The 14,889-nt window shown below is 45.0% G+C and carries 16 protein-coding genes and 1 pseudogene; 5 read left to right on the forward strand and 12 right to left on the reverse strand.

All coding sequences use genetic code 11. The features are described from left to right. Window positions 1-155: 155 nt before the first annotated feature. The 9 genes and pseudogenes from BUB38_RS16715 to BUB38_RS04095 all read right to left on the reverse strand — a co-directional run bounded on the left by BUB38_RS16715 (window position 156) and on the right by BUB38_RS04095 (window position 6,542). Window positions 156-1,160: pseudogene (locus BUB38_RS16715) on the reverse strand (amidohydrolase family protein). 125 nt (window positions 1,161-1,285) lie between these two features. Continuing rightward, window positions 1,286-1,906: a flavodoxin family protein gene (locus tag BUB38_RS04060; protein ID WP_073157441.1), complete on the reverse strand. Its 621-nt coding sequence runs from the start codon at window positions 1,904-1,906 to the stop codon at window positions 1,286-1,288. A 15-nt stretch (window positions 1,907-1,921) separates the two neighbouring features. Beyond that, window positions 1,922-2,800 carry a twin-arginine translocase subunit TatC gene (tatC, locus tag BUB38_RS04065; RefSeq protein WP_073157444.1) on the reverse strand — a complete coding sequence of 293 codons (879 nt, stop codon included), beginning with the start codon at window positions 2,798-2,800 and terminating at the stop codon, window positions 1,922-1,924. Window positions 2,801-2,935: 135 nt separating this feature from the next. Continuing rightward, complete coding sequence (locus BUB38_RS04070; protein ID WP_073157447.1) at window positions 2,936-3,145, reverse strand: Sec-independent protein translocase subunit TatA/TatB; 210 nt, start codon at window positions 3,143-3,145, stop codon at window positions 2,936-2,938. Between the two features lie 42 nt (window positions 3,146-3,187). Beyond that, complete coding sequence (locus tag BUB38_RS04075) at window positions 3,188-4,177, reverse strand: DUF362 domain-containing protein (RefSeq protein ID WP_073157908.1); 990 nt, start codon at window positions 4,175-4,177, stop codon at window positions 3,188-3,190. 13 nt (window positions 4,178-4,190) lie between these two features. Further along, window positions 4,191-5,198, reverse strand: a complete 1,008-nt coding sequence (locus BUB38_RS04080; RefSeq protein WP_073157449.1) for a DUF362 domain-containing protein — start codon at window positions 5,196-5,198, stop codon at window positions 4,191-4,193. Further along, window positions 5,199-5,498, reverse strand: a complete 300-nt coding sequence (locus tag BUB38_RS04085) for a hypothetical protein (RefSeq protein ID WP_073157452.1) — start codon at window positions 5,496-5,498, stop codon at window positions 5,199-5,201. After that, a complete protein-coding gene (locus BUB38_RS04090) occupies window positions 5,498-5,893 on the reverse strand; it encodes a hypothetical protein (RefSeq protein ID WP_073157455.1) in 396 nt (131 codons plus the stop codon). The genes BUB38_RS04085 and BUB38_RS04090 overlap by 1 nt, the downstream gene beginning before the upstream one ends. 148 nt (window positions 5,894-6,041) lie before the next feature. Then, window positions 6,042-6,542 (reverse strand): hypothetical protein, encoded by a 501-nt coding sequence (locus tag BUB38_RS04095; RefSeq protein WP_073283324.1) that lies wholly within the window; start codon window positions 6,540-6,542, stop codon window positions 6,042-6,044. 235 nt (window positions 6,543-6,777) lie between these two features. Here BUB38_RS04095 and larB point away from each other — a divergent pair, with 235 nt between their 5' ends. From larB to BUB38_RS04110, 3 genes are all read left to right on the forward strand, one after another. Then, complete coding sequence (gene larB, locus BUB38_RS04100) at window positions 6,778-7,527, forward strand: nickel pincer cofactor biosynthesis protein LarB (protein ID WP_083541899.1); 750 nt, start codon at window positions 6,778-6,780, stop codon at window positions 7,525-7,527. A 57-nt stretch (window positions 7,528-7,584) separates the two neighbouring features. Continuing rightward, window positions 7,585-8,928: a nickel pincer cofactor biosynthesis protein LarC gene (gene larC / locus BUB38_RS04105; protein WP_083541901.1), complete on the forward strand. Its 1,344-nt coding sequence runs from the start codon at window positions 7,585-7,587 to the stop codon at window positions 8,926-8,928. Window positions 8,929-9,018: 90 nt separating this feature from the next. Continuing rightward, a complete protein-coding gene (locus BUB38_RS04110) occupies window positions 9,019-9,924 on the forward strand; it encodes an ATP-dependent sacrificial sulfur transferase LarE (protein WP_073157464.1) in 906 nt (301 codons plus the stop codon). Window positions 9,925-9,969: 45 nt separating this feature from the next. On the opposite strand, the gene BUB38_RS04115 is transcribed toward BUB38_RS04110, so the two are convergent. Next, a complete protein-coding gene (locus tag BUB38_RS04115; protein WP_073157911.1) occupies window positions 9,970-10,155 on the reverse strand; it encodes a hypothetical protein in 186 nt (61 codons plus the stop codon). A gap of 578 nt (window positions 10,156-10,733) precedes the next feature. Between BUB38_RS04115 and BUB38_RS04120 the strand changes: the two genes are divergently transcribed. Then, complete coding sequence (locus BUB38_RS04120) at window positions 10,734-12,224, forward strand: ATP-binding protein (RefSeq protein WP_083541904.1); 1,491 nt, start codon at window positions 10,734-10,736, stop codon at window positions 12,222-12,224. 209 nt (window positions 12,225-12,433) lie between these two features. Here the strand turns inward: BUB38_RS04120 and BUB38_RS04125 are convergent, their stop codons facing one another. Both BUB38_RS04125 and BUB38_RS04130 read right to left on the reverse strand, forming a co-directional pair. After that, on the reverse strand, window positions 12,434-13,195 hold the full coding sequence (locus BUB38_RS04125; RefSeq protein ID WP_073157467.1) for a hypothetical protein: 762 nt from the start codon (window positions 13,193-13,195) through the stop codon (window positions 12,434-12,436). Further along, complete coding sequence (locus tag BUB38_RS04130; protein ID WP_073157469.1) at window positions 13,189-14,214, reverse strand: hypothetical protein; 1,026 nt, start codon at window positions 14,212-14,214, stop codon at window positions 13,189-13,191. The genes BUB38_RS04125 and BUB38_RS04130 overlap by 7 nt, the downstream gene beginning before the upstream one ends. Window positions 14,215-14,555: 341 nt before the next feature. Here BUB38_RS04130 and BUB38_RS04135 point away from each other — a divergent pair, with 341 nt between their 5' ends. After that, window positions 14,556-14,816 carry a hypothetical protein gene (locus BUB38_RS04135; RefSeq protein ID WP_073157472.1) on the forward strand — a complete coding sequence of 87 codons (261 nt, stop codon included), beginning with the start codon at window positions 14,556-14,558 and terminating at the stop codon, window positions 14,814-14,816. Window positions 14,817-14,889: the final 73 nt, after the last annotated feature.

Raw genomic sequence — 14,889 nt, forward strand, 5'->3', positions numbered from 1 at the left:
ATGGATTTGTATAATTTTGACATGGGCTTTTTCTTCTGTTTTTTTTGGCGATTAAATTTTAGAAAATAGCCCATTTTTTGTTTAATTTAGGCGAATGTCAACAAAAAAGGGTGGCGAAGCCACCCACACATGTTGATGAAGAGCCTAAAAATCAATTACTTCTCAAACAGGTTCTGCGCATTTTTGTACAGGACCTGTTCTACATTTTGAGAAACAATTTCTTGCAGGTTTTTCTTTAGAATAGATAAGTTCTTTATCAGAACAGGTTCAGCGACGTAGGGATAATCCGTTCCATAAAGCAGATGGTCGGGGGTGGTAATCGTCAAAAGTTCACGAATAGTTTCTGGAGTTGCGGCCCCAGCCAAGTCGTAGTAGAAAGCTTCCAAATTCTTTGCGATGTCGACGCCTTTCAAATACCCGACGTTATTCATGACGGGCATCAGGCTTTGCATGCGAGGCACGGCCAGCGGCAAGAAAGAACCGCAGTGGGGCACCACGATTTTCAACTTCGGGAACCGAACCGTAATGTTGTGGCCCACCATATTCAACACCGCCCGAGAGGTTTCCGCCAGATATTCGTAGGAAGCCAGCGGCACAACAGAAGTCAATTCCTTATTTACGGCAGAAGGCTTGTGAGGGTGGGAAATGATAACCGCCCCACGTTCATTCAGCACCTTCATAAGTGGGTCAAGCGCGGGATCTCCCAAATAAAGCCCGCGGCTATTAGAGGCTAGCTAAACGCCATCGGCGTGCAAGGTGTCAAGAGCATAAATGGCTTCGCGAATAGCTGCATCGACATCAGGCAATGGCAAGGTGACACAGAAAAGGAATCGGCCTTTATGTATAGCCTTCACTTCAGCCATTTCCTCATTTATTTTGCGGATCAGCTGAGCGCTTTCAACGCTGTCACCAAGCCAAGGTTGCGGCGCAGGCAATGTTAAAACGGAAGTCTGTATGCCGGCGGCATCCATAAACTTGATATGCTTTTCAAGACTCCACTGGGGAATGGGAAAATCTTCATCAAGAAGGGCGTCATGTTTTACCAGATAATCACGATAGGATTTCGGAATCATGTGTGAATGGGTATCGATGGGCTTCTGAGCGTAAGTCATATTTGCAAGAATAAAGATTGGCAGGATTTTCAGTAAAAGCTTTTTCATACCCTCCAATATAACATCTAGAGTTAACTCAAGGTCAAGGGGTAAGACGCAAAAAAATCGCCTCGCATTTTCAGCGGGTGACTTTTCAAAAAATGAATCTATGTGCTAGGGCGAAAAGCTGAATCTTATCGCACAAAGTTCATTGGCTGCCAGGGTTCCTTGGCTTCAACCTCTGCGGTACCGGTGGCGAACTTCTTAAGCATGAACGCCATGTTGTTTGCCAGCGTGCGCATGGTCTGCATGCCTTCTGTATCCTGGGCGGATTCCGCTTCGGCACGGCCGTAGGCGATGTTCCAGTACTGGGAAGTAACGATAGGCATGTTCAGCATCTGGAAAGGCATTTGCAAAGTCTGGAACGCAGCAGTTGCACCACCGCGGCGGCAGCAGCAAACAGCGGCGGCGGGTTTGCCCTGGAAATGAGCGCCGGCAGCGTAAGCCATGCGCTGGATCAGGGAAAGTACGGAACCGTTGGGCTGGCCCCAATAAACCGGAGAACCGACGATCAAGGCGTCGCTGGTTTCCATCTTGGCGATGACTTCGTTACAGATGTCTTCGTCAAAGGCGCAGCGGCAATTTCCCTTGGTCTTGCAGACGTTACAGGCGATGCAACCGCGAACGGCCTTATTGCCGATCCATACGATTTCGCTGTCAATGCCGTTCTTCTTCAGCTGTTCTGCAGCCTCGTTCAGGGCGGTAAAAGTGTTGCCGTTCTTGCGGGGGCTTCCGTTAATCAATAAAACTTTCATCTTGTCACCTCAATTTTAAAATGGTTTCCAGTCGTTTGCGTTTCGTTCCGTACCCACCTGGTATGGAGAAGACGCTTTCGTAAAATCCACATCGTCCTGAGAATCTTGGGTGTTGCGCGATTCTTGATTTTTTGGTTCCACATGAACAGGCGAATTTTCTTCATTACATTCCTTGAACTGTTCGCCTTTATACTTTCGTGCAGCAAGCAGGCCTGCTTCGAAAAGCAAGTAAGTAGGAGCACCAAGAATCAGCTGGCTAATAATATCCGGCGGAGTCAGCAAGGCAGCCAACACAAGGATGCCCACCACCACATAAGGGCGTGTGTGACAGACTGTTTCGTAATAAACAACGCCAGAGCGAATCAGAGCGTAAGTCACCAACGGGAACTGGAACATGCATCCAAAGGCAAGGGACAGCCATAATGCCAAAGTGACGATGTTCTCTACGCCAAAAATCGGCTGCAGGTTTGCACTTTCGAAGCTCATGCCGAAGCGCACCACCAGCGGAAAGCAAATTCCCAGGCAGAACACCACTCCCGAAATAAAAAGCCCGCTAGTCATCCACACAATGGAACGAACAAATTTTCGTTCATTTTCATAGAGACCTGGCAGAATAAATTTCCAAAGATTCCAGGCAATGTAAGGAGAACAGACAACGCAATCCGTCAGAGCCGCAATTTTCAACTGCAGCAAGAATACTTCCATGGGTGAGAAGTAATGAAGGGTCGCGCCGCTCTGAGCCACAAGTTCCGCGCTGAACCAATCAAGAATGTAAGAAGACAACAAAAACATCGGGATAATCCCGATGCCTAGCGCCACAAAACAGTGAATCAGCGCCGTACGCAAGGCCTCCAAGTGAGAGACCAACGTCTGTTCCTGATCTTCTTTTTTCATGCAGGTATGAGCTCGGTGCTACGCACCTTTGAGGTATGAGGTCGGCGATTCTCGCCTTTGAGGTTCATTTTTTCCACCTCAAGGAGGCAAAGCCTCCGTCCCTCACAGCTCAAAGCGAAGCGACCTCAAAGGGCTTTAGCCCTGTTCCTTTTTCGCTTCAGCTTCGCCGACTTTTTCGACAGTCTTCTGCAGGTCTTCTGCTTCTTCCTTCAGGGCGTCCTTTGCCTTCTTGTATTCGTGCTGGGCACGGCCAAGAGAGCGGGCCAGTTCAGGAATGCGCTTGCCACCAAACAGCAGCAAAACCACAACAACAATCAAGATGATTTCTGGAATTCCAAGAGACATGGGAACCTCGGCGCTTTATAAAAAATTACGTTCAATGGAAAGTTACAAAACTTCCACCAGTTTGTACTTGCGGTTACCCATCTTATGGTGTTCCATAGCGTCAAGCTGATGCAAGCCTTCACGGGACTCGATTCGTTCCTTCAGGTCGGCAAGTTCCTTGGGAGGAAGCTTGTAGACCATGTCGATGCTAGCCTGGTCCACTGCAAGAATGTCGGTAGAGGCAAGGATACCGATGTCACGGCAGGTGGGTTCCGCGGCGCTTGTGCCAGCGCAGTCGCAGTCCACGGACATACGGCGTAACACGTTGATGAAGCACATCTTGCCCTTGAAATGATCGCAGGTAGCCTTGGCGGAATCGCCCATCAGTTCCATGAACTTGGCACCCATAATCCAGTCGGCAGAGGCGTTCACGTCGGAAGTATTCAGGTGGACTTCGCGCTTACCAATCTGACCGCCGGCACAGCCGATAGCGATGTTCTTCATGGAGCCGCCGAAGCCGCCCATGGCATGACCCTTGAAGTGGGTGAACACCACCATGGAATCGTAGTTCAGCATGTGCTTGCCAACATGCAATTCCTTCAGCCAATAGCCGTCCTTCACAGGAATGGGAGTTTCGCCGTCTTCGTCCATAATGTCAACGACCGTAAACTTGGTGAAGCCATTGACTTCCAGAGCCTTGCGGTGGTCTGCAGTAGTATAACGTCCACCCTGGTAAAGAGTGTTGGTCTCTACGATGGTGCTGTTAGGAATGGCCTTCTGCAAGGCTTCATCCCATTCGCGGGGAATAATGTTAGGGCCGTTGGGTTCGCCAGTGTGGAGCTTGATGGCCACCTTGCCAGAGATGTTCTGCTTCACCTTTTCGTAAAGTTTCAGAACGCCAGCGGCACTGAGATCCTTGGTAAAATAGACGGTAGACACCTTGTCCTCCTTGGAGGTTTTTGCAGGAGCAGCGTTAGCGGCGTTTGCAGCACTTGCAAGACCAGCCACAGCAACGGCACCTGCAGAAGCCTTCAGAAAATCACGACGATCCATAACGGCCTTCTTATTAGAGTTCAATAATACGATACTTACGGTTGCCCATCTTCAGAGCTTCCATGGCAGGGAGCTGATGCAAGCCTTCGCGAGTTTCGATACGTTCCTTGATATCCTTCAGTTCGCCAATGGGCAGCTTGTAAACCATGTCTACGCTGGCCTGGTCCACAGCGAGAATATCGGTGGAAGCAAGGATACCGATGTCGCGGCAAGTGGGTTCAGCAGCGCCAACGCCAGCACAGTCGCAGTCCACAGACATACGGCGCAGCACATTGATAAAGCACATCTTGCCCTTAAAGTGATTGACGGTTGCCTTGCCGGATTCAGCCATGGCTTCCATGAAGCGCTTGCCGCTGTTGCTCCACTTGGGGTAAAGTTCCGGCTTTGCATTGTAATCCGGATCTTCCATCTTTTCGTGAATCATCTTCTTGCCCACATTGGCGTCGGCACAGCCGATGGCGATGTTCTTGAGGGAACCGCCGAAACCACCCATGGTATGGCCCTTGAAGTGGGTCAGCACCACCATGGAATCGTAATTCACGATATGGCCGCCCATGCTCATTTCCTTAAAGTGCTTGCCGCCAGGAACAGGTAGCATCACCGTACCTTCTTCGTCCATGATGTCCACGGGGCAGAAAGTCCAGCCGTTTACCTTCAAAGTCTCGCGATGCTTTTCGGTAGTATCGCGGTCGCTGGGATGGTAGTAAGTGTTGGTTTCCACAATGTTGGAATTGGGAATCAGGGCCTGCACAGCCTTCACCCATTCGCGGGGCAAAATGTTGGGGCCGTTCTTTTCACCGGTGTGAACCTTGATGGCCACCTTGCCGGAAATATTCTGGTTCACCTTGTTGTACAACTTGATGAGACCTTCGGCAGAAAGATCCTTGGTAAAATAGACGTTGGAAACATCCTTGCCGGCTTCCTTCACTTCCTGGTTCTTGGGCTTGCCAAAAACGGGAGTAGCCATGGCGCTGATCAAAGCAGCAGAGCCTACAGTCTTTATAAAATCACGACGATCCATTTAAGCCACCTTATGGAAACGACCCTTGGGGTCTTTAATGAGGAGCATGGCAAGCCAAATCACAAGGCCAAACGCCACAGCGGAGAAACCCAGGAAGGCGTCATTCAGCATGTCGCCTGCAGCCGGGGTGAAAAATTCAGCACGAAGTTCTGCATATTCAAAAATGGCATCCACGAACCACATGAGGGATGCGCCCCAGTACATGTAGCACAAGGGAGAAAGACGCATCTTGTTTTCGACATCGCGGTACCAGAGCACGGTGCAGAAAATCGCTGCAAAAATGGTTATGAGCAAAGTCATTACTTGTGAGCCTCGACTTCTGCAGGAACAGCCTTGTGGAACTTGCTGCGGACAGCCATGAGAGCGGCCCAGGCCACCGTAACAAGGCCCGCCATGGATGTACCCACGGTAGCGACTTCATGCCACATCTGGCTCATTGCCTCGGGGCTGGAAGCAGCTGTAAGGAAGGGGTAGAAGGCTTGCAGTTCGCCGTGCCAGACATGTTCGAAAGCCAACAGAACAGAACCGCCCCAAAGCATTTTAGAAAGGACCTTCAGATTCTTGCAGACAGCCTGTTTCTTGGTAGCAACCTGAAGATCAGCACCCTGCTTGGCAGACTTGTCGGTCTGTTCCAAAACAATGGTGGTGACGGTGGTAACGATGGCTTCAGCCATGGGGGCGACAAAACAGCACATAAGTACTCCTGTATTAAAATATTTATCACTTGAAATATAATACCTAGAGTCAACTCTAATGCAAGAACTTTTTCTAAAAAAAGGTCTAAACCCTCAAAAAATTAGGTTAGACCAATCATCTACGATACACCAAAAGTTAAAACAAGCATTATAATAGAAGATATTCAGCAAGGCAGCTAGAACGTCTTTCCTTCCAACTGTTTTGCTCAATATCGAACTCCAAAATCAAAGGCTCAGAATCTTCATTATCTTTGTAGATTACCAATTTCAATCGAGTTTCATCTCCGATAATTTTTTGCTGTACAAATATTCCCGCTCCAAGGACAGTCTCCCTAGTGTAGATATTTGCAGAATCAATTACAACTTCTTCTTGCCCTTTAAAAAACGTCCCCGTTACTTTTTTGGGGAGAGTCTTTCCATATTTGGTACTATCCAAATAAACTTGGATCATTTCAAAGTACCTTTCCAAAATTCCCTCCGAATTCAGGTCTATGTTTCCCCCAGTAATATCGGCAACCTTCACAAAGGTACTGTCGAACTTGACTATTTTCGATCTTTTCTCCACAAATATATAATAACTCTTGGCGTGACCACAATTTCCGCAATTCCACAAAAACAAGCAAGTAATGATTAGTAGTATTTTTTTCATGATCAATCAACTATGAGCCACGGAAGAATGTCAAATTGCAACATGAAAAATATAGTTATTTCCATAGCCCAATTTTTCATAGTTAGGGGTAGCCTCATAGCACCCAATTACATTTGCGACAAACATTTTATTAGACTTTATTCTACTAGGTAGTAGGACCGAAAAAAATCATTTTATGCAAAAAAGATTTTTTATCTCTTGTGTTAGAGTAAACTCTAGATTGTATATTTAGGGTATGAAAGATGAAAAGTTTGACGATATCGGTTTTGCAAAGCTGGATGTAAGCCGCGAGAACCGAACCGGTACCAGCGAGGCCATTTTCTGCCCCGGCAAGACTAAGGAACAGCTGTTAAAGATTCTTGAAACCTTCGTCAAAAACGGGTGTTCTGTACTGGGGACAAAATGCACTAAGGAACAAGCTAATTTTGTACAAGAAATGTTGAATGGCACGCCTGGTAAAAGCGGGGCTACGGACGCACCGGCAATTCGTTACGACGAGACTTCCAGAATCTTGACCATGAAGGTTAAGAGGACCGCAAAAAGATCTGCGAATGCGAAAGTCGCGAGAGCAGGCCGTTCACTTAAAGATTCCGTAGCCGTATGTTGTGCAGGAACCGCCGACTTGCCCATCGCCGAAGAAGCCGCCCAGACCGCAGAATTTTTCGGAGCCAAGGTTGAGCGCCACTTTGACGTAGGCATCGCAGGCATTCACCGACTTCTTTCAAAGATGGATGAAATCCGCAAGGCCGATGTCATTATTGCTGTCGCAGGCATGGAAGGCGCATTGGCAGGCGTTATCGCAGGACTTACAAAAGCCCCCGTGATTGCAGTTCCAACCTCTGTTGGCTACGGAGCATCCTTCAACGGACTGAGCCCGCTTTTGACCATGCTGAACACATGCGCAGAAGGGGTTTCCGTAGTGAACATCGACAACGGTTATGGCGCCGCCGTCAGTGCAGTGAGAATGTTACGCATCAAAAAGTAAAACACAGACGAATCAAAAATTTCAATGCGACTGAGAGCGCCGCGGACTTGAAGAATTATGAAATATCTTTATCTTGATGGATCTTGTGGTATCAGCGGAGACATGACCGTTGCCGCCTTGCTGGACTTAGGCGCATCCCGCGAAAGACTGGAGTCCGCCATTCACGCCATGCACCTGGAAGGAATGCATTGTCATATTGAAAGGGGCAATTCCTACAGCATCGCAGGGATGAACTTTGATGTTCATGTCCACACCCATCACGGTGAAGAAAGCGCCGACCACATAGATGCTCACGAAGAAGGTTACGTGGAATATCACCACGAGCATAATCACGAGCACCATCATGATCATTGCGAAGGGTATCATCACGAACATGGTCATCACCATGAGCACCGCCACCTGGCAGAAGTTTACCACATTCTAGAACATGCTGCTGGACATTGCGCAGAACACAATCCTGCCGCACCCGCATTTTCTAGCAACGCCCTGGACATCTCCAAGAAAATTTTCCGCATTATCGCCGAGGCCGAAGCCAAAGCCCACGGTGTCGCAGTAGAGGACGTTCACTTCCACGAAGTTGGTGCCATCGATTCCATCGTCGACATTATGGCGGTGGCCGTTCTTGTTGACGACCTGCGAGAAAATTTTGGCATTGAAAAGTGCGTGGTGACAGGGCTTAACGAAGGCTTCGGATTTGTGCAAACTCAACACGGAATGCTCCCCATTCCCGTTCCCGCTGTGGCAAGCATTGCAGAAGCCGCAGGCATTGCCCTCCACGTTACCGACACCAAGGGCGAGATGGTCACCCCCACAGGCATCGGCGTTGTGGCCGCACTACGCACCAGCGAAAAGCTTCCGGAACAGTACAAGATTTTAAAGACAGGCATCGGCCTTGGAAAGCGAGATTTCGGAAGAGCCAATTTCCTGCGGGCACAGATTATTGAAGATGTTGAAGTTCGCGACGCAGATGGCGAAAATATTTTCATGATCGAATGTAACATCGATGATCAAAGTCCCGAAGAATTGGGACTGGCCATGGAAAAGATCTTCGAAGCCGGCGCTCGCGACGTTCATTACATTCCCTGCTACATGAAAAAGAACCGCCCCGCAGTGATCCTGCGAGTTCTTGCCGACGAAGAAAAGTTACCGCAAATTGAAACCGCAATTTTCCGCCACACAACGACAGTTGGCCTCAGGCGTTATCCCGTAAGTCGCACCTGCATGAACCGCAGTTTCGCAGACATTGCAACACCTTACGGAACCGTCACCGTCAAGAAATGCGAGCTGGGCGACATCATAAAGTACAAGCCGGAATTTGACAGCGTCAAGAAAGTGGCCGAAGAAAACGGTGTCACCTACCGCGAAGTTTCCGACGCGACCAAAGCCAACGCAAAATTCTAAAGTTTAAAGTATCAGCAACGTTTTTATAAATCGCAGCCTACACACAACTTGCAGCCCGCGCAGTTCTTAAAAGTCGCAAAAAAGGGTCTCATGAATCTACAAGAAAAGAAAGAACGTCTTCAGGAAATTCTCCGCAGCTATGGCAAAGTGGCCATCGCCTATTCCAGCGGCGTAGATTCCACGTTCCTTCTGAAAGTAGCTCACGATACCTTAGGCGATAACGCCATCGCCATTACGGTAAAGTCCCTCCTGGTTCCCGCGGCGGAAATGGACGAAGCAGACGCATTCTGCAAACGCGAAAACATTTGCCACCAATTCATCATTCACGACGAAATGTCCGTGCCGGGATTCGCAGAAAATCCGCCTAACCGCTGCTACATCTGCAAAAGGCAAATTTTTTCTGCCGTCATCGAAACCGCCCGCAAAATGTTCGGCGCAGGTCTCTCCAGCGAGAACGAAAACTCAGCAAAATCATACGCAGAGTTAAAGAATCAGAGCGTAAACTTCGTCGTCTGCGAAGGAAGTAACAAAGATGACGAAGGGGATTACCGCCCCGGCATGAAAGCCATCGCAGAACTTTCCGTCAAGAGCCCCCTGCGAGAAGCCGGTCTCTCCAAATCAGAAATCCGCGAACTCTCCCAGGAACTCAACCTCCCCACCGCAAACAAGCCCTCATTCGCCTGCCTCGCCAGCCGCATACCCTACGGTCAAATCATTACAAGACAAAAATTGCAGTTGGTCGAAACCGCCGAAAAATTCCTGCAGGATTTAGGTTTCGTGCAATACAGAGTGCGCTGCCGCGAGGCCTCCCCCGCAACGGTCCTTACCGCCTCCATCGAAATTCTTCCCGAGCAATTCGACCTGTTCAAAACAAATCAAGAACTTATCATCCAGACCCTCAAAAGTCTAGGTTTTGCAGAAGTTCATCTCGACAAAAAAGGCTACCGCACCGGCAGCCTGAATGAAGCTCTGGGAGTTAAGCATCCAGCTCCATAATCACAAGATTTTCAAAAAATACCAGTTTTTCATTGTTGAGGCCATTTAGACCTCGTACTTTGCACGCACGTCTGCAGCCGACAGCCAGCCAGATTCCTTCGCAGATCGTTCTCCCTCTTCCAACGATTTTTGCAACTTATGCTCGGCGGCCAACACAGGAGACTCCTCAGAAACATTCTGAAGGACCTCGTTATAGTTTCGCAAATCAGACACAGGCAGAATACACGGCATACAAAACCTCCTTACCACAATATGCAAAATTTTTAAGTAAATACAAACAAATATCGAAAATATCATTCGTTTCGCAAAACGCTTTTTTATATTTAGTATGACATAGTTCAGCTTTGCGAAAGCAAAGCTGAACGACCGGATTTTTTGAGATTCGTCTCTAATTTCTATTCCAATGAAGCAGAGAATATCATTCTATTCACCTGTTGGGATGATTTCAGAATGCTAAGCTTTTGCGAGATTTTCTAACCTATTCACATTAATCAACTCGAAAACTTCCAGTCTAGAAGCTTACATGATATCGCGATTCCCAACTTCAGATTCCATTCTATCATATCCAACCAAGGCATAAGTAAAAACAGGTTCTACATTCTGTTTCTTCCTAAAACAACACATCTCTTCCGACAAGTTAATATCATTTTCAAAATAAATCTTCAAATAAAGGAACAAAGCCAACTGGTATTAACCTAACAACGCCCCCGCACTCTTCAACTTTCAGTACATTTTTTATTATTTTTCTTAAAGAACAAAATCGTCAACGCACTTTATCACAGAAAACTTTCTTAGAAGGACGAGATAATATGATTGATATTTCAACGGCAACCAAAATTCAGACAACGATTGAAGTAATACCTTCAGATGCACTTTTTGATGAATTAGGGAAGAATTCTTATGATTATAAGGATTTACTTTCTGAACTTATCGATAATTCCATTGCAGCACGAGAAAAAACGGAACTTTTAAATATAATTATCACGCTAAATGTTGATAACAACGGCAACAAACTTCTGTTTACTTACAACGACAATGCGAAAGGGATTTCTCGAGATAACTTAGGAGACGCCCTCTCCCCAGGAAAAATACAAACCGAAAATAGTTTGAACGAACATGGTCTTGGAATGAAGCAAGCTATTGCCGCTCTAGGAAAACTCAAATATATCTGCACTAAAACAAAGAACCAAGAAAAAGCGTGTTTCGTTAATCGTTTGGGCTTTGGGCCTATTGACATTTTTGAAATAGATTGGGATCAACCATATGGTACAGAAATATGCGTAGAAAAACTTAAGCCAATAGTCGACACCAATCAAACAAATATTTCCAGAAGCATAACTCATTATTTAGGTGCACGTTATAGAAGATTTCTAAAAACAGATGCTCCTATAATGAAGCTCGTTATTAGGATATTCAATGTTGATACAAACTCTATTCAGAATGAATGGTTTATAACCGAAGAAAAACCCATATATTTTAGTCCAAATACTAGACGAAATGAACCTGTGTTCTCCAATTTTGAACTAAAGGGAACTTCTTGGAAAGCACGATTAACGTTTGGATACGCACCATCAAATGATGATGAATACGAAGAGTTAGGACTTGAGAAGCCTACAAAATTCGCTCCCTATCATGTATCAATAAAAAATCAGGGATTTGATATTATTTTCCATGATCGTGTAATTTTATTTCATCAGTTAAGCGAACTAGGAATCATTGAAGCTCGTCATAATCATTTCAATCTAATCCGTGGAGAAATCGAATTGATTTCTGGTTTTCAGACAGCCATTACTAAAAATTTAATGATTCAAGACGACGCTTTTAATGATTTAATAAACCAAGTGCGCAAAATTCTTAATGGAGAACAACCTGGTCCAAACAAGAAATCACACGATTATCTTAAGCGCATCAGCCACTCAGAGGAAATTCCAGAAAGATTGCTTAGAGATCGCCTTGCAGATTGGCTTAAAACAAATCCTGCTATTGGTCCCAAAAAAGATGTTGTCAGAGAGTATTCTATTGATGGAATAGAAGGTTTTATCGATATATTTGCGGATGGTGACGCTTGGGAATTAAAAACAGGTTCTGTATCCGCATTAGAAGTTTATCAACTTTTCATGTATATGGATGTTAAAGGGATAAATAAAGGTTTTATCATAGGAAAGGAAATCACATCAGGCGGAAAAGTCGCAATGGATCACATTTCAAAAATTCACCAGAAGACAATTTGTTTTTCTAAGATAACAGATTATCCAATATACCAAGCGCCTTCTAGAGAGGAAGTCGAAGAATACTACTAATTTTTCGAAAAAAAAATATAAAGTCATAATACATTCGGTATTCCATAGAAAAAAGATCTTTCTTTTATTAAGAAATATCTTTTGGTGCGAAGAAAACGATCAACAATGCTAGTAGCTCAAAGCAGTTTAATTACTGAGGAAACCTTAGCATTGTTGAATTTCCTCAACGCTCCAATTTTTCAAGCGCATTCACATCTAAAGTCCACAAATCATGCATTTTGTGGATTGTCAGAAAAAATCTTTCGCAGCATATCCAAGGCTTCTTCCTTGGTCATGCCGTCACCTAAAATTTGAGAATCAATGACTTCTTCTTTCATGGAATCCAAGAAAGTCTCTACGTCATGTTGGATTTTCTCAGGCAAGTTGATTTTCAAATCCACAGGCAACAGTGGCAAAAGTCTAAACACATCGTTCTTATGCTTCTTGTAATCATCTGTATTGACGTGTTCACCTTTTTCTTTTGATTCTTTCAAGTTCATCCTAGCTTTCATTTTATACAGAATCAAATACTCCGGCTTAAGAACTCTAATGCCATTCAAAACATCACAGCCTTCGCTTAAAAGATTGTAATAGCTTTCGTCAAGAATAATCGCAGACAAACTGGATACATCTTCCGCTATTGGGACTCGCCTAACATCCCCAGGAATAACTAAAGGATCTGTGCTTTTAGAGAGCAATTCTATCATTGAAGGATATCCGACTTGAGGATCGGTAAATCGATAGAAGCACGTTTTCGCTCTTTTTTGCTCACCACATGTATATTGGCCTTCTTTAATAAAATCCCAAAAAGTTTTTCCAAATTCAACATACCTTTGGGCATCAACAACCAACACCATATCGACATCTTTCGTTGAGCGAAACTTCAATCCGGCGTCTTCCATCAGGATAGAGCAAGCGGTCCCGCCGATGACGACATATTCGTCATTAAATTTTTCGAATTTTTCACGAAACTTTTCAAGGCCATTTACCATTGTACGGTCTCCATCATTTCTTCAAGGCATCCAACCACTCGTTCATCCTTGGATTCTTTCAACGACATATACAAAGAAAGGGGATCGACAACGCCATCTACGGCAAACAGCGAGGGATTATAACTCCATATCTGAACTTCAACCAGTTCCAATTTGCTGAACCACCTCAAACCAGCAGTGTAATCAATGACACTTGGGGGTAAATCCTTTTTTTGACAGGCATACGCATCAATACGCGGAGTGGTCAACATAGTTTTTGCAGAAAGAGCCGACTCACCGGCCTTCGGGAATGTTTCCTTCAAGTTATCCTTTGTTACAATGATTCGCTTTTTTATGGGATTTATCAAATAGGGTTTTGCTTTTTCAACCAGGCTCGTTCCATTGTCCGAGCAAGTCATCAGAATCGACCGGCCATTCTCCTGCAATCGCACCAGCCCAAGTTTTTCCAGTTCCCGAGAATACCTGGATACTGCCATTGCATTTAAACCTGTTTCCTGAGCGGCTCGCGCCTTGGTCACATAAGAGTCTTTCACTTTGTACAACATGTACAAAAAAAGCTGCTGCCCCTGAGGTGTCATTTTTTTAGGAAGGTCATTATCGTCTTCGTTCCGCACACCCGCAGCGCGGTTCTGGTTTTGCAAAGCCACTCCCAAAAACGGAAGGTAAATCAGGGATGTCGGCGCAATGAACGGAACTCGCTCTTGAATCAACGATTTACGCTGCGCATTAGAAGAATTCTTAAAAAGAAACGCCACCGGTCTCGTCAAAACTTGTTCGTACTTTTTAATCTGCCTTGCCAAAGCTTCTGCATCAAAGGATTCTTCGCCAAGGACAGCGACAACAACAAAACGGACTCCCTCTACGCAAGCATTAAAGAACCCACGATTTTTCACCATGTACAAAGGCAAGCCCTTGGGTTGAACAGCGATATCCACATTGCAGTCAAAACCATTTTCAAGGAAAATGCTCTTTACAAAATCGCAGATGTTCTCATTGTCAAAAAAGAAGAAAAAAGCCATATCTAAATACTCATTATAACATTCACTATCAAATGTAACATTTTAAAATGTTATAATCAAGTTTTTATGTTACATATTGTGTTTTTTTACTAAAAACAATGAAAACATGTTGATAAGTTGTTTATTTACTTTTCAAAGAAGACACATAATTCCGAACCCTAAGGCCTGTTTGAGCCTTAAGATTTCGTTGCTGTAGATTTTTTTGACAAAAGATGAAAATGGGTTAGTAAAAGAGGTCTCTTTTCCAATCAAATGTTTGGGGGAAGAACTACCTTCAAAACTCAGAAATTAAATTTGAATACTACCTGAATGGAATTCATTCTTCATATCCAGACTTTATTATGAGAGACAAGAAAGGTTCTAACCACCTTTTCGAAGTCAAGAGCGTCAACGTATCAAATAAAGCCCAATTTGACTCAGTGGAATACAAATCAAAAATCAACGCTCTGAAGGACTGTTATAAGCAGTGCTCTATTCTTACAGGCGATTATTACTATTTACCGGTGTTGAAAGATGAGGATTGGCAAATAACTGTTTTTTATAAGGGTGAAGAAGACTTTCTTACAAAGGAAATGTTTAAAAAATCTTTTGAAAGCCAATAAAATCGCTTCCGTATTCCGCTTGTCTTTAAATAAACAATCAACCCTCCCCGACGCCTTACTCCGGCATCGCATT

It is taken from the genome of Fibrobacter sp. UWH5 (assembly GCF_900142505.1).
Taxonomy (GTDB): Bacteria; Fibrobacterota; Fibrobacteria; order Fibrobacterales; family Fibrobacteraceae; genus Fibrobacter.